Below are 16,361 nucleotides of genomic sequence, written 5' to 3'. Positions count from 1 at the left end.
TACCGGAATATCAAGACTTTGTCGGCCTCCCAACGGGAGGCCGAAGTCGTTTCTACCCCTAGCACAACGCTTGCACAAATCCTGTCCCTTATTTAATTATTCCCCTATGCCGTGACTCCATCCTCTTGAAACAACGGGAACCAGCCGGGAGTTTTTTGTCTCCGCAAAGACGTTAAAAACAAAAAAATCACAAGCACCGGACAAACCAACCTTTTGTCTTCACTGCGTTGCAGTCTCAGCCTATCCAAAAACACAGCGAAGAACAAAAAGCAGCTTCAAAAACTTGCGGCCACAGCGCCGGCTCGCACCACCAGTTCAATCCCGGGATTGCCATACAAGGCAAACTCGCCATGATGCGGAAAACGCCGAATCCAGAAGAAAGCTGCCGTGACCGCCGACCCCTTGCAGATACTCAAGACAGTTTACGGCTACGACACCTTCCGCGGGCGGCAGGCCGAAATCATCCGGCATGTGATGGCGGGAAACAATGCCTTCGTCCTGATGCCGACAGGTGTCGGAAAGTCACTTTGCTACCAGATTCCAGCCCTTGCCCTTAAAGGTATGGGGCTGATCGTCTCACCGCTCATTGCGTTGATGGTCGATCAGGTGGCGGCTCTGCGTCAAGCTGGCATACGGGCCGAGGCTCTCAACTCCGATCTTTCTCCGGATGAGAGACGGACACTCTGGCGCGATATGCGGGCCGGCAATGTCGATATTCTTTATGCCGCGCCGGAGACCCTTCTTAAGCCGGATGTCCTAGATGCGCTTCAATCCATTGACCTCTCCCTGATAGCGGTTGATGAAGCCCATTGCCTGTCGCAATGGGGGCATGATTTCCGCCCGCCTTACCGCCAGCTCGATATGCTGATCGAGCGTTTCCCGAAGACGCCGCGCATGGCGCTGACGGCGACGGCGGATGAGCCCACCCGCACCGAGATTCTTGGACATCTTGCCATTGATGAAGGTGATGCCTTCATAGCCGGATTTGACCGTCCCAACGTCCGTTATGCGATCATGGAGAAGGACAATCCCCGCGCCCAGCTGAAACGTTTTCTTGGCGGCCGGGAGAATGAAAGCGGCATCGTTTATTGCCTGTCGAAGCGCAAGGTGGACGAAACGGCAGCCTGGCTGCGGGAAGAGGGGCGCGATGCACTGCCCTATCACGCCGGCATGGACAAGGCCGCCCGCGAGGAAAATCAGACCCGCTTCCAGCACGGCGAGGCGGTGATCATCGTCGCAACCGTTGCTTTCGGTATGGGTATCGACAAGCCGGATGTGCGATTCGTGGTTCATATTGACCTGCCCGGCAGCATCGAGGCCTATTACCAGGAGACCGGCCGTGCCGGCCGCGATGGCCTGCCCTCCGATGTGCTGATGCTTTACGGCTACGAAGACATTGCCCTACGAAACCGCTTCATCGAAGAATCGGATGCCGCGGACCAGCGCAAATATATGGAACGGCAGAAGCTCGATGCGTTGCTTGGCCTTGCGGAAACCGCCAGCTGCCGCAGGCAGGTCCTGCTGTCCTATTTCGGCGATCGGTGCGAGCCATGCGGCAATTGCGATACCTGCGCCGAGCCGCCGGATCTGTTCGACGGAGCCATCGCCGCTCAAAAGCTGCTGTCCTGCATTTATCGCACTGGAGAACGCTTCGGGCAGGCTTATGTCATCCGCGTCCTGCTGGGCGTCGAGGACGAGCGGATTTCCCGCTTCGGGCATGATCGCCTCACCACATATGGAATAGGCAAGGAACACGATAATCGCGCTTGGCGGGCCATTTTGCGCCAGCTTGTAGCGCTGCGACTGATCGCGGTTGACTTATCCGGGCATGGCGGACTGTCCATTTCCGAAGAGGGAAGGCGGTTTCTGCGCGAAAAACCGTCCCTGATGCTGAGAATACCATCCGCCCGTCGCGCCGGCAGGCAGCAAACGCCGCGCAACGCGGCGTCGACGGCTTTGCCGGAGGCGGATCGCGGTCTCTTCGAGGCGCTGCGAGCAAAGCGCATGGAAATTGCCAGGGCGCAGAACGTTCCGCCCTATGTGATTTTTCACGACAAAACCCTCATCGAACTCGCGGCGGTAAAGCCGGCTTCGGCGAGGGAGATGGCGCAGATTGCCGGTGTGGGGGACAGCAAACTGGAGCGTTACGGCCCTGCCTTTCTCGAAGCAATCATGCAGCATGCCGCCGGTGATTGACCGCCGATAGATCCAGCGCGTCGTTATAGATTGAAGGCGTTCGGCGTCATCCTGTCGTGTCCTTGAACAGAACGTTCTGATCGATGAGATAACGGGAGAACAGGGGCAGGCTCGCGCCGCCGATTGCCCGGGCCTGACTGCCGACCGCGCCTTCGATAATCTCCGGCAGCGTGACGCCTTGAAGATCGTGGTGCTTGAGGGCCAGCCGGGTGGCGGAAACGATCCTCGTTCTGACCCAGTCGGGAAAACCGCCATCGATGATGACGCTGGAAAAATCGATGATGGAAGCGGCGGCAATGACGGCCTGTGCCAGTGCGGCGGCGGTCTTGTTGATCCAGCTTTCCAGCGGTTCACCGAAATCGATCCATTCATCCGGAGAGAACCACAGGGGGCGTGGATCGATATCCCGTTCACGCAACATGTTTTCCAGAACGAAGATCGAAGCGATCTTCAGCAGCTGAACCGTGTTGCCATCCTCTCCCTGCACCGGCAGCGGGCCGATTGCGCCGGCGGTGCCCGTTTTTCCGGAAAACAGCGCCGAATTCAAAACGACTCCACCTCCGATAAAGGAACCGATGAAGATATAGAGAAAATCGGCGTAATTCTGGCCGGCGCCAAAAACCAGTTCGGCACCACAGGCACTCGTGGCGTCATTCTGCAGAAAAACCGGATAGCGAACGTTTTCGGCGATTTCCGAGCGGATATCGACATCCCGCCAACGTTCCATCTCGGCCTGAGGCGCCCCCACTTCCTGCGCCCAGTTCCACAATTCGAACGGGGCGGCGATGCCCACTCCGGCAATTTTTTGCCGGTCAGCCGGGGGCAATTTCGATTCGAGTTCCGTTATGCCTTCGATCACGAATGGCAATATCCATTCCGGCAGGGGGTAAGGATAGGTCTTGCGAAGCTTGAGCTTTATCCGGCCGACAAAATCCATCAGCACCAGATCGACGCTGCGCCGGCCGATCTTCACGCCAAAAGAGAAGACGGCGTCGGGATTGAGGCGCATCGGCGTTGAGGGCTGTCCGACCTTCCCGCGCAACCTTTCACCCCGAACGAGAAGCCCGTCTTTCTCGAGAGAGCGCATGATGACCGAAACTGTCTGCGCAGAAAGTCCGCAAAGTCTGGATATTTCCGCTTTCGACAATCCGCCATGGCGGCGAACAAGGGACAGCACCAGCCGCTCATTATAGGCGCGTACCCCAATCTGGTTCGCGCCGCCGCTGATATCCATAATGGTGGGCGGCGCAGGCGGCGCCGTCTCGACAGATTGTCTCATAATGTCATCCTCCCGCCCGCGATATCTGCACGGGCGATACCGGCAGGCTTTATGGCAATCTTGCTATCGCAACGTAAACGACCGCTGCAATATTCCTCCCTGCCGGAGATTAGAATGCCATACGGAATTAATAATTCAATCGGATTTATTTATTGACAGCCGTTTCCTTTGGTGGTTCCATCTGGGTCAACGGTCGCTGTTCTCGGAGGAGACGAGATCGTCGGGCAACCGTCATGGTGCTCAAATATCCATTGGGAGGATCTCATGAAGACCACTGTTTCCGCTCTTTTGGGCGCGCTTGCGCTTGGCGTTTCTTTTGCTTCCGTCGCGTCCGCCGCCGATACGTCGGTTTGCCTCATTACCAAGACCGACACCAATCCCTTCTTCGTCAAGATGAAGGAAGGCGCGACCGCCAAGGCCAAAGAACTCGGCGTGACGCTGAAATCCTATGCCGGCAAGATTGATGGCGATTCCGAAAGCCAGGTAGCTGCCATCGAGACCTGCATCGCCGATGGCGCCAAGGGTATCCTGATCACCGCATCGGACACCAAGGGCATCGTTCCGGCCGTGCAGAAGGCCCGTGATGCCGGTCTTCTGGTGATCGCCCTCGACACGCCTCTGGAACCCGTCGATGCCGCGGATTCCACTTTCGCCACCGATAATCTCCTGGCTGGCGAACTGATTGGCAAATGGGCGGCCGGCACGCTCGGTGACAAGGCCAAGGACGCGAAAATCGCCTTCCTCAACCTTACCCCCTCCCAGCCGACTGTGGATGTGCTGCGCAACCAGGGCTTTATGAAAGGCTTTGGCATTGATGTGAAGGACATCAACAAGATCGGCGACGAAGACGATCCGCGCATCGTCGGCCATGACGTCACCAACGGCAATGAAGAAGGCGGCCGTGCGGCGATGGAAAACCTGCTGCAGAAGGATCCGACAATCAACGTCGTTCACACCATCAATGAGCCCGCAGCTGCCGGTGCTTATGAGGCGCTGAAGGCGGTGGGCCGCGAAAAGGACGTTCTGATCGTTTCCGTCGATGGCGGTTGCCCTGGTGTGAAGAACGTTGCGGAAGGCGTGATCGGCGCGACCTCGCAGCAATACCCGCTGCTGATGGCGGCTCTCGGCGTCGAAGCCGTCAAGAAGTTTGCCGATACGGGTGAAAAGCCGAAGCCGACCGAAGGCAAGAATTTCGTCGATACCGGTGTGAAGCTGGTGACCGACAAGCCGGTCAATGGCCTCGACTCGATCGACACGAAGGAAGGTCTCAACAAGTGCTGGGGTTGATGCCTCACCGTTGAACCCCGCGGGGGCATTTTTTGCCCCCGCCCTTGGACCAGAATGATTTCAGGCACGATCCGGGGGATCGGACAAAGGAACAAACGAGCGCGCCCCATATTCACCGAGAATGACGTGGGCTGCCTCACAACACTTTGAATCTACGCATCATTCTCCTTTTAAAGAGGCCCGGTTCGAGGGCAGATGCGATGGAGCGATCGGGAGGAAAATCCATGAGCGATCAGCCGGTGCGGGCTCAGCCGCATAACGAATTTGAAAAGGTGCTTTCAGGAAGTTCGACACAGGTTGCCGCTTTCGATACGCACGACAAGAGTGCGCTGGAAAAATTCCAGCATTTTCTCCATTCCAGTCCGGCGGCTGTGCCGCTTATCGTTCTGGTGCTGTCGCTGACTGTTTTTGGCCTGCTCCTCGGCGGCAAGTTCTTCTCGGCCTTCTCGTTGACCCTCATCCTGCAGCAGGTCGCGATCGTCGGCATCGTTGGCGCAGCGCAGTCGCTGGTCATCCTGACGGCGGGCATCGATCTTTCGGTCGGCGCGATCATGGTTCTGTCTTCCGTCGTCATGGGACAGTTTACCTTCCGCTATGGCTTGCCGGCGGAGCTTGCCATTCTCTGCGGTCTCGCCGTTGGCGCATTCTGCGGTTTCATCAATGGCGTACTGGTCTCGCGCATGCGCCTGCCGCCCTTCATCGTCACGCTCGGCATGTGGCAGATCGTGCTGGCGACCAACTTCCTTTATTCCGCGAATGAGACGATCCGCGCACAGGATATCGCCCAGCAGGCGCCGATCCTGCAATTCTTCGGCGCCAATATCCGTTTCGGCAATGCGGTCTTCACCTATGGCGTCATCGCCATGGTCCTGCTCGTCGCCCTGCTCTGGTATGTGCTGAACCGCACCGCCTGGGGTCGCCATCTTTATGCTGTCGGTGACGATCCGGATGCCGCCGAACTTGCCGGTGTCAACGTCAAGCGCATGCTGACGACCGTTTATACCCTGTCCGGTCTCATCTGCGCCTTTGCCGGTTGGGCCCTCATCGGCCGCATCGGCTCGGTTTCACCGACCGCCGGCCAATTTGCCAATATCGAATCCATCACTGCGGTGGTTATCGGCGGCCTGTCGCTGTTCGGCGGGCGCGGCTCCATCATGGGCATGATCTTCGGCGCCCTGATCGTCGGTGTCTTTTCGCTCGGCCTCAGGCTTATCGGAACCGACCCGCAATGGACCTATCTGTTGATCGGCGTCCTTATCATCATGGCTGTCGCAATCGACCAGTGGATCAGAAAGGTAGCAGGCTGATGGCAAAAGAACCCATTCTCACAGCACGCAATCTCGTCAAACGTTATGGCCGCGTGACCGCCCTCGACCATGCCGATTTCGATCTCTATCCGGGCGAAATCCTGGCCGTGATCGGCGACAATGGCGCCGGCAAATCCTCGCTCATCAAGGCGATTTCCGGCGCGGTGACGCCCGATGAGGGAGAGATCAGGCTGGAAGGCCAGCCCGTCCAGTTCCGCTCGCCGATCGAGGCGCGCAAGGCGGGCATCGAGACGGTGTATCAGAACCTCGCGCTGTCGCCGGCGCTTTCCATAGCCGACAATATGTTCCTCGGCCGGGAAATCCGTAAACCCGGCATTCAGGGCAGCCTGTTCCGGGCTCTGGATCGCCCGGCCATGGAAAAATTCGCCCGCGAAAAACTGTCGGAACTCGGCCTGATGACGATCCAGAACATCAATCAGGCGGTGGAAACCCTCTCCGGCGGCCAGCGTCAGGGTGTGGCCGTGGCGCGCGCGGCGGCTTTCGGCTCCAAGGTCGTCATCCTCGACGAGCCGACGGCGGCGCTGGGCGTCAAGGAAAGCCGCCGTGTTCTGGAGCTTATTCTGGATGTGCGCTCGCGTGGTCTGCCGATCGTACTCATCTCGCATAACATGCCGCATGTCTTCGAGGTCGCGGATCGCATCCATATCCATCGGCTCGGCAAGCGCCTGTGCGTCATCAATCCGAAGGACTATTCTATGTCCGACGCCGTCGCCTTCATGACCGGCGCCAAGGAAGCGCCGAAGGAAACGCTTGCCGCATGACGCTGAAGCTTGAGACGATCGCCGAAGACGTTCTTCGGCGGGCAGAGGGCAAATCTCGTTTTATCATTGCCATTGCCGGTCCCCCTGGGGCCGGCAAATCCACGCTGGCGGACGCGCTTTGTGATGCTTTGCTGGCGCGGGGCGAAACCGCCGCCGTACTGCCCATGGATGGCTTCCATATGGACAATGGCATCCTTGAAGAGCGCGGGCTGCTGCCGCGCAAGGGCGCGCCCGAAACGTTCGATGTGCGTGGCTTCCTCGATATCGTCTCTGCCGTCCGCAAGGGCGGGCAGGAGGTGCTTGTCCCGGTTTTCGACCGTTCCCGCGAGATCGCCATAGCGTCTGCCCGGGCGATTGCGCCGGAGACACGCTTTATCCTGGCTGAAGGCAATTATCTGCTGCTGAACGAGGCGCCGTGGACGGCACTTTCCGAGAGCTTCGACCTTGCCATTTTCGTTGGGCCGTCCGTCGCAGTGCTTGAGGAGAGGCTGCGCAACAGATGGCAGGGCTATGGTCTCGATGCGGATGCGATCCATGCCAAACTTTTTGAAAACGATCTTCCCAACGGAAAAAGGGTGATCGAGAACGCCCGTTCTGCCGATATTCACATCGATATCTGGGAATAGGTTAACGCTTTCCCGTCACTGAGCGGCAAGGCGCATTTGCCGTTAAGCCTTTGTTGACCATGTGTTGAATCTTTTTGATCCACAGGGTGGGGCTTTTGTGTGTCTATTCATTGACGCGAAAATTTCCTCATATACTATATGTGGTGTTCGAGGTTCTTCCGATTCGCAAGGATTGGAAGCTAAGACGGGAATTCGGTGCGCAACGCCATCATGGCGGAGCAAGGCCGAAACTGCCCCCGCAACTGTAAGCGGTGAGCATCGTTCCGATTTGGGTCACTGGGGCTAAAAGCTCCGGGAAGGCCGGAATAGATGTTGTGACCCGCAAGTCAGGAGACCTGCCTTGAGCGCAAACGTCCACGGGCGGGGTGTCCGGAGGAAGGTGTATGACGCAAATGATTTGCGTTCTCCCTTTTCTGCCCCCTCCAGAACAAGCTTCGGGGTGAAGTCATGCCAGTGCATTTCTTTAAGTTGCTGCGCTCGTCGGCGTAGAGAGTGATTTTCTGCGACTTGCAGCATTTTTAGGGAAACCGGCCCCGGTTCCATCCCGAAATGCGAGGAGTTGCCTGGGCCGCGCGCCTCACCTGAATGACAGATCCACCGCCACCCGATTGCGATTGCAATCGGCAATGTTGAGCCGTGTCCGAAACCGGCTTCGAGAGAGGAAATTATGACCGTCACCGTTTACAGCAAGCCCGCCTGCGTCCAATGCACCGCCACTTATCGCGCGCTCGACCGCATCGGCGTCCCCTATGAGATCGTCGATATTTCCGAAGATGCGGATGCGCTCGATCATGTCCGGGGTCTCGGTTACATGCAGGTTCCCGTCGTTGTCGCCGGCGAACGGCATTGGGCGGGTTTCCGGCCTGATATGATCGGCTCGATCAGCTGAGGCGTCGGTGTGATGGGGCTGATCGTCTATTATTCCAGCCGCTCTGAAAACACCCATCGCTTTCTTCTGAAACTGGGGCGGCGATTGTTTCGCCTGCCGCTCGGCGCTGAAGAAGATGTGCCCCATGTATCGGAGCCCTATGTGCTCGTCACCCCCACCTATGGGGGCGGCGGCCCGAAAGGGGCCGTGCCCAAGCCGGTCATCCGGTTTTTGAACGAGCCCTCCAACCGAAATCTCATTCGCGGCGTCATCGCGGCTGGAAACACGAATTTTGGCGCAGCTTTCGCATCCGCCGGAGACATCGTCTCGCGTAAATGCGCGGTGCCGTTTCTCTATCGCTTCGAGCTTCTCGGCACGGAGGAAGATGTCGTCAACGTCAAACATGGATTGGAACGATTTTGGACACGCTGACCTCAGGCGCGCTGCGCAAGGACGCCAAACAGCCGGTAGCCGCAAGCCAGAAACCGGTTGATACGGGGCTGGACTACCACGCGCTGAACGCGATGCTGAACCTCTATGACGAGAACGGAAAGATCCAGCTCGACAAGGATCGCCTTGCCGCCCGGCAATATTTCCTCCAGCACGTCAACCAGAACACGGTGTTTTTCCATAACCTCAGGGAAAAGCTCGATTATCTGGTAACGGAAGGATATTACGAGCAGGAGGTTTTGGATCAGTACTCCTTCAATTTCGTTCGCGACCTTTATGACGAGGCCTATGCCCGGAAATTCCGCTTTCCGACATTTCTCGGGGCGTTTAAATATTACACCTCCTACACGCTGAAGACCTTCGACGGAAAACGTTATCTCGAGCGTTACGAGGATCGCGTCTGCATGGTGGCGCTGGCTCTGGCGCGCGGTGACGAGCAGCTTGCCCGTGATCTGATGGACGAGATCATTTCCGGCCGCTTCCAGCCGGCAACGCCGACCTTTCTCAACGCCGGCAAGAAGAGCCGCGGTGAGCTGGTCTCGTGTTTTCTGCTGCGCGTGGAAGACAATATGGAGAGCATCGGCCGCTCCATCAATTCCGCCCTGCAGCTTTCCAAGCGCGGTGGCGGCGTGGCGCTGTCCTTGACCAATATTCGCGAGGCCGGAGCGCCGATCAAACAGATCGAAAACCAGTCTTCCGGCGTCATCCCCGTGATGAAGCTTCTGGAAGACAGCTTTTCCTACGCCAACCAGCTTGGCGCACGCCAGGGCGCGGGTGCTGTCTATCTGCACGCCCATCACCCGGATATCATGCGCTTCCTCGATACGAAGCGCGAAAATGCGGATGAAAAAATCCGTATCAAGACCCTGTCGCTCGGTGTTGTGATCCCCGATATTACCTTTGAACTCGCCCGCAATAATGAGGACATGTACCTGTTCTCGCCTTATGATGTGGAGCGGGTCTATGGCGTGCCGTTGACAGAGATTTCTGTCAGCGAAAAATATCATGAGATGGTCGCCGACAGCCGCATCCGCAAGAAGAAGATCAAGGCGCGCGAATTCTTCCAGATCATCGCTGAAATCCAGTTCGAGAGCGGTTACCCCTACATCATGTTCGAGGATACGGTGAACCGCGCCAATCCGGTCGCCGGCCGTATCAGCATGAGCAATCTCTGCTCGGAAATCCTGCAGGTCAGCGAGGCGAGCGAGTTCAATGCCGATCTCTCCTACAGCCACATGGGCAAGGATATTTCCTGCAATCTCGGTTCGCTCAATATTGCCGCCGCAATGGATTCCGCCGATTTCGGCAAGACGATCGCAACGTCCATCCGGGCGCTGACGGCGGTGTCGGATATGAGCCATATCTCCTCCGTGCCCTCGGTGGAAAAGGGTAATGACGCCAGCCACGCCATCGGGCTTGGCCAGATGAACCTGCACGGTTATCTGGCGCGCGAGCGCATTTTCTATGGCTCCGAAGAGGGCGTCGATTTCACCAATATCTATTTCTACACGGTGACCTATCACGCCATCCGTGCGAGCAACCGGCTGGCGGTGGAAAGAGGTCAGAGCTTCAAGGGCTTTGAAAATTCCAAATATGCTTCCGGCGAATATTTCGACAAATATACCGACCGGGAATGGCTGCCGGAGACCGAGAAGGTGAGGGTGCTGTTCGAAAAGGCCGGCATTGCCATTCCGACGCAGGAAGACTGGAAGGCCTTGAAACAGGAGGTCATGGCGTCCGGCCTCTATAACCAGAACCTTCAGGCCGTGCCACCCACCGGCTCGATCTCCTATATCAACCACTCCACCTCTTCCATTCATCCGATTGTCTCGAAGATCGAAATCCGCAAAGAGGGCAAGATCGGCCGAGTTTATTACCCGGCTTCCTATCTCTCGAACGACAATCTCGAATATTATCAGGATGCCTATGAAATCGGCCCTGAAAAGATCATCGATACCTATGCGGCGGCCACCCAGCATGTCGATCAGGGCCTGTCGCTGACGCTGTTCTTCCGCGATACCGCCACGACGCGCGATATCAATCGGGCGCAGATCTACGCCTGGAAGAAGGGCATCAAGACCATCTATTACATCCGTTTGCGCCAGATGGCGCTGGAAGGCACGCAGGTTCAGGGCTGCGTTTCCTGCACGCTCTGAATTGAGGGACAAGAGAATGAATATCGCCGTAAAACCCGTGTCCCGCATCCGCGCGGTCAACTGGAACCGCATCGAGGACGACAAGGACCTCGAAGTGTGGAACCGCCTGACCTCGAATTTCTGGTTGCCGGAAAAGGTGCCGCTCTCCAATGACATCCCCTCCTGGGGAACACTGAAGCCGGAAGAGCAGAAGCTGACGATCCGCGTCTTCACCGGGCTGACATTGCTCGACACCATCCAGAACGGCGTCGGCGCCGTGCGCCTGATGGCGGATTCGGCAACGCCGCATGAGGAGGCGGTGCTTTCCAACATCTCCTTCATGGAGGCTGTCCACGCCCGTTCCTATTCGTCGATCTTCTCGACACTGTGCCTCACCCCTGATGTCGATGATGCCTATCGCTGGTCCGAGGAAAACGAGTTCCTGCAGCGCAAATCGGCGCTCATCATGCGGGAATATGACAGTGGTGACCCGCTGAAGAAGAAGATCGCCAGCGTGTTTCTGGAAAGCTTCCTGTTCTATTCCGGCTTCTATCTGCCGATGTTCTGGTCAAGCCGCGCCAAGCTCACCAACACGGCGGATTTGATCCGTCTGATCATCCGCGACGAGGCCGTGCACGGCTATTACATCGGCTACAAGTTCCAGCGGGCGGTGGATCGGCTCGGTGAGAAGGAAAGACAGGAGATCAAGGATTTTGCCTTCGACCTGCTTCTGGAGCTTTACGACAACGAGGCGAAATATACCGAAGACCTTTATGACGGCGTCGGTCTGACGGAGGACGTCAAGCAGTTCCTGCATTACAACGCTAACAAGGCCCTGATGAATCTGGGCTACGAGGCACTGTTTCCGGCCGAGGCCTGCCGGGTCAATCCGGCGATCCTCTCCGCGCTCTCGCCCAATGCTGACGAAAACCACGACTTCTTCTCCGGTTCCGGCTCGTCCTATGTCATTGGCAAAGCTGTTGCCACCGAGGACGAGGACTGGGATTTCTGAAGTGGGATATGCGCTGAAACCCGCAGAAGTTACTGCGGGTTCACCACCTGGCTTGCAAGGCGGAAGGGACTGGAGACGGTCGCGCCGATCGCATCGAAAACGAAGGCACCCGCACTGTTGATGTCGCCCCCGCGCCTGCTGGATTCCAGCTGCGGCACCATGGAGGCCAGCGCCGCATAGCGGTCATGGTTGAGCGGATCGGAAGCCTCGAGTTTGGAAATATCGATGAATTGCACGCCCTCCTTCAGGGCGGCCTCCTGCACCTGCGGGTCGGTCACGTCAAGCGCGCCGATGCGGGTGACATCCGCACCCAGAATGGAGGATGCCTTAAGGGCCCGATCGTCTTTGGAAACGAGAACGGTAAGTGGCGGGCTGAGCCGGCCGACCACTTCGATCTGCTTGCGGAAGACATCGGCGTCGATGTCAGGCGCAGCCAGCACCACCTGCAGCTTGGCGATGACATCGTTCCTGCCCTCAAGGCGCAATTGCCGCAGGGCTTCCATGACCAGCCAGCCGCCCATGCTGTGGCCGAACACGACGACGCTATTTCGCGGGGTTTGACGGGTAAGGTCGGTCAACAATGCGGCCAGCGCATCGCGTGAAAAGGTCGCGGACTCCTTGTCGGCGACATAGCCGGCGACATTGGCCTGTGATGGCCAGGAAAATACCAGCGGCACGCCGTCCATCTTGGCGTCGGCAGCCATTTGCGCCGCCCGGAACAGGGCTTCCTGATAGCTGTAATTATAGCCATGCACAAAAAGCGCGATCTGCTTGCCGGATCGGGCCACGTCGCCCAGATCGGCAGTGAAGCGCGCTTTCGTCAGCATATCGGCCCGCGTGACGACAAAATCCTTGTTCGGATCCGGCTTGCCGCTCGACCATTCGATTTTCCCGCTTTTATGACTGGGCGGAATGGAAATATCGAAGCTTGCGTAGTTTGGCTGCATCGCACGCTGGGTGCCGAAGCCTTTTTTCGCGTCCTCGTTTTTCTCCCGCGTACTCGCCACATAGGCCGTCACGATTTTCGTGTCATGGGTCCTGGTGTTTACGGCCTGTAGCACGTCCGCCCCGGGCCGGCCTGCGCAGGATGAAAGAAGACCGAGAGTGAGAAGCAGCGAAAAGACAAGACGCATGAACGGGCTACCGGTGATAAGGACGGCCCATAAATAACCGGCCGCTGAAAAAGTTGCTACTGGAGAATGAATTGCATTGCCGTGTGGGTGTTTGACGCGGATGGCCATTCCACTGCTTGCCATCCGGCCATGTTCGTTTTAGGCCGTACAGATGACGAACAAGGTGTCGCTTTTACGGCTGAAACTCACGGACTTCCGCAACTATGCGGCGGCGGCGCTTGCGCTAGATGACCGGCATGTGGTGCTGACGGGCGACAACGGTTCCGGCAAGACCAATCTGCTGGAGGCTGTCTCCTTCCTCTCGCCCGGAAGGGGCCTGCGCCGGGCCACCCTGTCGGATGTGACGCGGGTTGGCGCGGAGGCAACCGGTTTTTCGATCTTTGCCGATGTCGAGGGCATGGACGGCGATGTCGCCATCGGTACCGGAATTGAAGGGGACGGCGAGGTGGTGTCGCGTCGTCTGCGGCTGAACGGTACGCCGGTAAAATCCGTCGACGAACTGACCGATCATCTGCGGGTTCTGTGGCTGACACCCGCCATGGATGGCCTTTTTACCGGCTCATCATCGGACCGCCGACGTTTTCTCGACAGGCTGGTACTATCGCTCGATCCGGCCCACGGGCGGCGGGCAGGCGATTTTGAAAAGGCCATGCGTGGCCGCAACCGCCTGCTTTCGGAAGGTCGCTTCGATCCGGTATGGCTGGACGGTATCGAAAAACAGATGGCCGAACTCGGCATCTCGATGGCGGTTGCCCGTTATGAAATGCTCGGCCTGTTGAAGAGCCTGATTGAGGGACGGGCGGGCAATGCCGCCTTTCCGTCGGCGGCGCTTGCGCTCTCCGGTTTCATGGACGACGGGCTCAATCGCCCTGCCGTCGATCTGGAAGATGAATATAGGCTTATGTTGCGCGACGGCCGGTATCGTGACGCCGCCGCCGGCCGCACCCTGGATGGGCCGCACCGTGTTGATCTCTTCGTGCGCCATGCGGAAAAGGATATGGAAGCCGAACGCTGTTCGACGGGTGAGCAGAAAGCGCTTCTGGTGGGGCTGGTGCTTGCCCATGCGCAGCTCACCGCCAATATGACCGGCTATGCGCCGGTTCTGCTGCTGGACGAGATCGCCGCCCATCTGGACGAGGGCAGGCGGGCCGCTTTGTTCGATCTCATCCACGCGCTTGGCGGCCAGAGTTTCATGACCGGGACCGATGCGGCCATGTTTTCCGCTCTCGGCGAGCGCGCGCAATTCTTGAATGTTTCCCACGGGAGCATCACGGCATGATGGCTAAGAGATGGAGGGCGGTATGGATCCGCTGAGCCCGGAAGAAATCGAACGCTACAAGCGCCACATCCTGCTGCCGGAAATCGGCGGAGCCGGCCAGCAGCGGCTGAAGGCGGCGCGGGTGCTCGTCATTGGCGCGGGCGGCCTCGGCGCGCCCGTCCTTCATTATCTCGCCGCCGCCGGTGTCGGCACGCTCGGCATGATCGATGACGATGTGGTTTCCCTCTCCAATCTCCAGCGGCAGGTGATCCACGACACCGGCACCATCGGTGAGCTGAAAACGGAAAGTGCCCGCAAGGCCATAGCGCGGCTTAATCCGCAGGTCCGCACGCTTGTTTATGAGGAGCGCTTTTCGCAGGTCTGGGCGCATGACCATCTGCCCTCCTTCGATCTCCTGATCGATGGTTCGGATAATTTCGATACGCGTTATGCCGCCGCCGATGCAGCGGAGACGGCGAAGAGGCCGCTGGTCACCGGCGCCGTCGGCCGTTTCGATGGCTCTGTCACCGTATTGAAACCTTATGAAACCAACGCCGAGGGCACTCTTCTGCCGGGTTATCGCGATCTGTTCCCGGAGCCGCCGCCGCAGGGTCTCATTCCCAATTGCGCGGAAACGGGCATTGTCGGCGCGCTGACCGGGGTCATCGGCACCCTCATGGCCATGGAGGCAATCAAGGTGATCACCGGTGCCGGTGAACCGCTGATCGGCCGCCTGCTGCTTTATGATGCCCTGTCGGCCCGCTTTGAAACGGTGCGTTACAAACGCCGGCCAGGGGGAAGGAAACCATGATCCGGATCGCAAGGGTTGGGGAAGAATTCGACCGCTGGCAGGAATTGCTGGCGCTCATCATGTCCTCTTTCGCTTATATGGATGGCGTCATCGACCCGCCATCTTCGGCCCACCGCCTGACGCTGGAAAATCTTGCCGAGAAGGCGAGGGCGGAGATCGCCTTCCTGGCGCTGGATGGCGATGAGTTGCTGGGCTGCATGTTCTGCAGGCCGGAGCCGCCAGCCTCTCTTTACATCGGCAAGTTATGTGTTTCCCCGAAAACGCAGGGCAGGGGTATCGGCAGGATGTTCTTGCAGCAATCCGAAGCGCTGGCCCGCGAATTGGCGCTGCCGGCGCTGCGGCTGGAAACCCGTATCGAACTTCTTGCCAATCACGCCAGGTTTGCCGCCTGGGGTTTCGTCAGGACTGCTGAAAACGCCCATGCCGGTTATGATCGGACGACCTCGATCGAAATGACCAAATTCCTGGACTGAGATTATCGAATTCTGCCCTGTGATAATCCGCTCGGGACAGTCGAAAAGCCCGTCCGTGACTGCATGGCGCCGCTATCGCAAAATGCCGGACTGCATCATCTGGGAAAGAAAGACAGAAGAGACCCGCTCAAGGCCCGTCTGCGGCTGAACGTCGGCCGATCCGACACGCCAGACGCTTTTATCCGGGCCGCTGAAAAGCTGGATTTCCGTCGTGACCCTGCGGGTGAGCGGAGCCGCCTTCGTGGCCTCGACCATCTGTTTCATGAGTTTCGCGGAAGGCATGCGGGTTCTGTCGCCAAGCTCATCCGCCTTTGCCGCAGCCTTCAGTTGTTGGAAGGCAGACCCGACATCCGGCAGGGAGCAATTCATCTTTATCCGCGCCACGAAGAGACCCGTGGGCGATTGTGAGCCGATACGCGCGGGTTCTGCCTTACAGCGCACCCGCTCCGTGCTTGCCACCCAGAGCCGCGCGAACTGGTCCGACTGTTCGTTCGTGGTTCCGCTGGGCGCGTGCATACCCTTGTTTTTACGCTGCCACGCGACCGGGTTGGCAACGAGATCCATGTCGGTGTAGCGCGGGCCGTTGCCGGAAGATCCCCATTCCTTGTTCAGGCGAACCATGCTGGTGCGATCAAAATTCAGCCAGGCGCGGTAATAAAGTTCCGCAGTCTCCTCGGGTGAGGCCGAAGCAGCCCGGGCCGGACCGCTGACCAGAACGAGCAGGGCGGACATGAGTAGCAAGAA

Annotated in this window: 15 protein-coding genes and 1 riboswitch; of the genes, 12 read left to right on the top strand and 3 right to left on the bottom strand. The window is 58.5% G+C overall.

Annotated features, from left to right (window positions below):
• Positions 1 to 387 precede the first annotated feature (387 nt).
• Positions 388 to 2,196 carry a DNA helicase RecQ gene (recQ, locus tag JZX88_RS03990; protein WP_206912598.1) on the top strand — a complete coding sequence of 603 codons (1,809 nt, stop codon included), beginning with the start codon at positions 388 to 390 and terminating at the stop codon, positions 2,194 to 2,196.
• Positions 2,197 to 2,242: 46 nt separating this feature from the next.
• Here recQ and JZX88_RS03985 read toward each other — a convergent pair whose 3' ends face one another.
• Entirely contained in the window at positions 2,243 to 3,475 is a 1,233-nt protein-coding gene (locus JZX88_RS03985; protein WP_142855114.1) for an ROK family transcriptional regulator, read from the bottom strand.
• A gap of 264 nt (positions 3,476 to 3,739) precedes the next feature.
• On the opposite strand from JZX88_RS03985, the gene JZX88_RS03980 reads away from it, so the two are divergent.
• From JZX88_RS03980 to nrdF, 8 genes are all read left to right on the top strand, one after another.
• Positions 3,740 to 4,762 carry a sugar ABC transporter substrate-binding protein gene (locus JZX88_RS03980; protein WP_065114478.1) on the top strand — a complete coding sequence of 341 codons (1,023 nt, stop codon included), beginning with the start codon at positions 3,740 to 3,742 and terminating at the stop codon, positions 4,760 to 4,762.
• 224 nt (positions 4,763 to 4,986) lie between these two features.
• The gene (locus tag JZX88_RS03975) at positions 4,987 to 6,069 is read left to right on the top strand and encodes an ABC transporter permease (RefSeq protein WP_142855115.1); all 1,083 of its coding nucleotides are present in this window, start codon (positions 4,987 to 4,989) and stop codon (positions 6,067 to 6,069) included.
• Positions 6,069 to 6,851: an ATP-binding cassette domain-containing protein gene (locus JZX88_RS03970; protein WP_003524281.1), complete on the top strand. Its 783-nt coding sequence runs from the start codon at positions 6,069 to 6,071 to the stop codon at positions 6,849 to 6,851. The genes JZX88_RS03975 and JZX88_RS03970 overlap by 1 nt, the downstream gene beginning before the upstream one ends.
• On the top strand, positions 6,848 to 7,477 hold the full coding sequence (locus JZX88_RS03965) for a nucleoside triphosphate hydrolase (RefSeq protein WP_206912597.1): 630 nt from the start codon (positions 6,848 to 6,850) through the stop codon (positions 7,475 to 7,477). The genes JZX88_RS03970 and JZX88_RS03965 overlap by 4 nt, the downstream gene beginning before the upstream one ends.
• Before the next feature lie 133 nt (positions 7,478 to 7,610).
• A riboswitch (cobalamin riboswitch) is annotated at positions 7,611 to 7,835 on the top strand.
• A gap of 309 nt (positions 7,836 to 8,144) precedes the next feature.
• Positions 8,145 to 8,366: a glutaredoxin-like protein NrdH gene (gene nrdH / locus JZX88_RS03960; RefSeq protein ID WP_003524283.1), complete on the top strand. Its 222-nt coding sequence runs from the start codon at positions 8,145 to 8,147 to the stop codon at positions 8,364 to 8,366.
• Positions 8,367 to 8,378: 12 nt separating this feature from the next.
• On the top strand, positions 8,379 to 8,777 hold the full coding sequence (gene nrdI, locus JZX88_RS03955) for a class Ib ribonucleoside-diphosphate reductase assembly flavoprotein NrdI (RefSeq protein WP_065114481.1): 399 nt from the start codon (positions 8,379 to 8,381) through the stop codon (positions 8,775 to 8,777).
• On the top strand, positions 8,765 to 10,951 hold the full coding sequence (gene nrdE, locus JZX88_RS03950; RefSeq protein WP_206912596.1) for a class 1b ribonucleoside-diphosphate reductase subunit alpha: 2,187 nt from the start codon (positions 8,765 to 8,767) through the stop codon (positions 10,949 to 10,951). The genes nrdI and nrdE overlap by 13 nt, the downstream gene beginning before the upstream one ends.
• Positions 10,952 to 10,967: 16 nt before the next feature.
• Complete coding sequence (gene nrdF / locus JZX88_RS03945; RefSeq protein WP_065114482.1) at positions 10,968 to 11,942, top strand: class 1b ribonucleoside-diphosphate reductase subunit beta; 975 nt, start codon at positions 10,968 to 10,970, stop codon at positions 11,940 to 11,942.
• A gap of 29 nt (positions 11,943 to 11,971) precedes the next feature.
• Here nrdF and JZX88_RS03940 read toward each other — a convergent pair whose 3' ends face one another.
• Positions 11,972 to 13,075, bottom strand: a complete 1,104-nt coding sequence (locus tag JZX88_RS03940; protein ID WP_206912595.1) for an alpha/beta hydrolase — start codon at positions 13,073 to 13,075, stop codon at positions 11,972 to 11,974.
• Between the two features lie 151 nt (positions 13,076 to 13,226).
• Between JZX88_RS03940 and recF the strand changes: the two genes are divergently transcribed.
• From recF to JZX88_RS03925, 3 genes are read left to right on the top strand one after another with little or no spacing between them, the layout of a single operon-like run.
• Positions 13,227 to 14,354: a DNA replication/repair protein RecF gene (gene recF, locus JZX88_RS03935; RefSeq protein WP_110755889.1), complete on the top strand. Its 1,128-nt coding sequence runs from the start codon at positions 13,227 to 13,229 to the stop codon at positions 14,352 to 14,354.
• A 22-nt stretch (positions 14,355 to 14,376) separates the two neighbouring features.
• A complete protein-coding gene (locus JZX88_RS03930; protein ID WP_174030220.1) occupies positions 14,377 to 15,144 on the top strand; it encodes a molybdopterin-synthase adenylyltransferase MoeB in 768 nt (255 codons plus the stop codon).
• Positions 15,141 to 15,617 carry a GNAT family N-acetyltransferase gene (locus tag JZX88_RS03925; protein ID WP_206912593.1) on the top strand — a complete coding sequence of 159 codons (477 nt, stop codon included), beginning with the start codon at positions 15,141 to 15,143 and terminating at the stop codon, positions 15,615 to 15,617. Before JZX88_RS03930 ends, JZX88_RS03925 begins: the two co-directional genes overlap by 4 nt.
• Positions 15,618 to 15,689: 72 nt before the next feature.
• Here JZX88_RS03925 and JZX88_RS03920 read toward each other — a convergent pair whose 3' ends face one another.
• Positions 15,690 to 16,349: a hypothetical protein gene (locus tag JZX88_RS03920; protein WP_246753430.1), complete on the bottom strand. Its 660-nt coding sequence runs from the start codon at positions 16,347 to 16,349 to the stop codon at positions 15,690 to 15,692.
• Positions 16,350 to 16,361 lie beyond the last annotated feature (12 nt).

The organism is Agrobacterium sp. OT33 (assembly GCF_017313365.1).
In the GTDB taxonomy this organism is placed as follows: domain Bacteria; phylum Pseudomonadota; class Alphaproteobacteria; order Rhizobiales; family Rhizobiaceae; genus Agrobacterium; species Agrobacterium rhizogenes_A.
Note: the sequence above shows the minus strand (reverse complement) of the source record. Positions and strands in the feature narration are given on the sequence as shown.

Coding starts and splice junctions, on each gene's coding strand:
- JZX88_RS03985 (WP_142855114.1), bottom strand. CDS start 3,475: ATGAGACAATCTGTCGAGACGGCGCCGCCTGCGCCGCCCACCATTATG.
- JZX88_RS03980 (WP_065114478.1), top strand. CDS start 3,740: ATGAAGACCACTGTTTCCGCTCTTTTGGGCGCGCTTGCGCTTGGCGTT.
- JZX88_RS03975 (WP_142855115.1), top strand. CDS start 4,987: ATGAGCGATCAGCCGGTGCGGGCTCAGCCGCATAACGAATTTGAAAAG.
- JZX88_RS03970 (WP_003524281.1), top strand. CDS start 6,069: ATGGCAAAAGAACCCATTCTCACAGCACGCAATCTCGTCAAACGTTAT.
- JZX88_RS03965 (WP_206912597.1), top strand. CDS start 6,848: ATGACGCTGAAGCTTGAGACGATCGCCGAAGACGTTCTTCGGCGGGCA.
- nrdH (WP_003524283.1), top strand. CDS start 8,145: ATGACCGTCACCGTTTACAGCAAGCCCGCCTGCGTCCAATGCACCGCC.
- nrdI (WP_065114481.1), top strand. CDS start 8,379: ATGGGGCTGATCGTCTATTATTCCAGCCGCTCTGAAAACACCCATCGC.
- nrdF (WP_065114482.1), top strand. CDS start 10,968: ATGAATATCGCCGTAAAACCCGTGTCCCGCATCCGCGCGGTCAACTGG.
- JZX88_RS03940 (WP_206912595.1), bottom strand. CDS start 13,075: ATGCGTCTTGTCTTTTCGCTGCTTCTCACTCTCGGTCTTCTTTCATCC.
- recF (WP_110755889.1), top strand. CDS start 13,227: ATGACGAACAAGGTGTCGCTTTTACGGCTGAAACTCACGGACTTCCGC.
- JZX88_RS03930 (WP_174030220.1), top strand. CDS start 14,377: ATGGATCCGCTGAGCCCGGAAGAAATCGAACGCTACAAGCGCCACATC.
- JZX88_RS03925 (WP_206912593.1), top strand. CDS start 15,141: ATGATCCGGATCGCAAGGGTTGGGGAAGAATTCGACCGCTGGCAGGAA.
- JZX88_RS03920 (WP_246753430.1), bottom strand. CDS start 16,349: ATGTCCGCCCTGCTCGTTCTGGTCAGCGGTCCGGCCCGGGCTGCTTCG.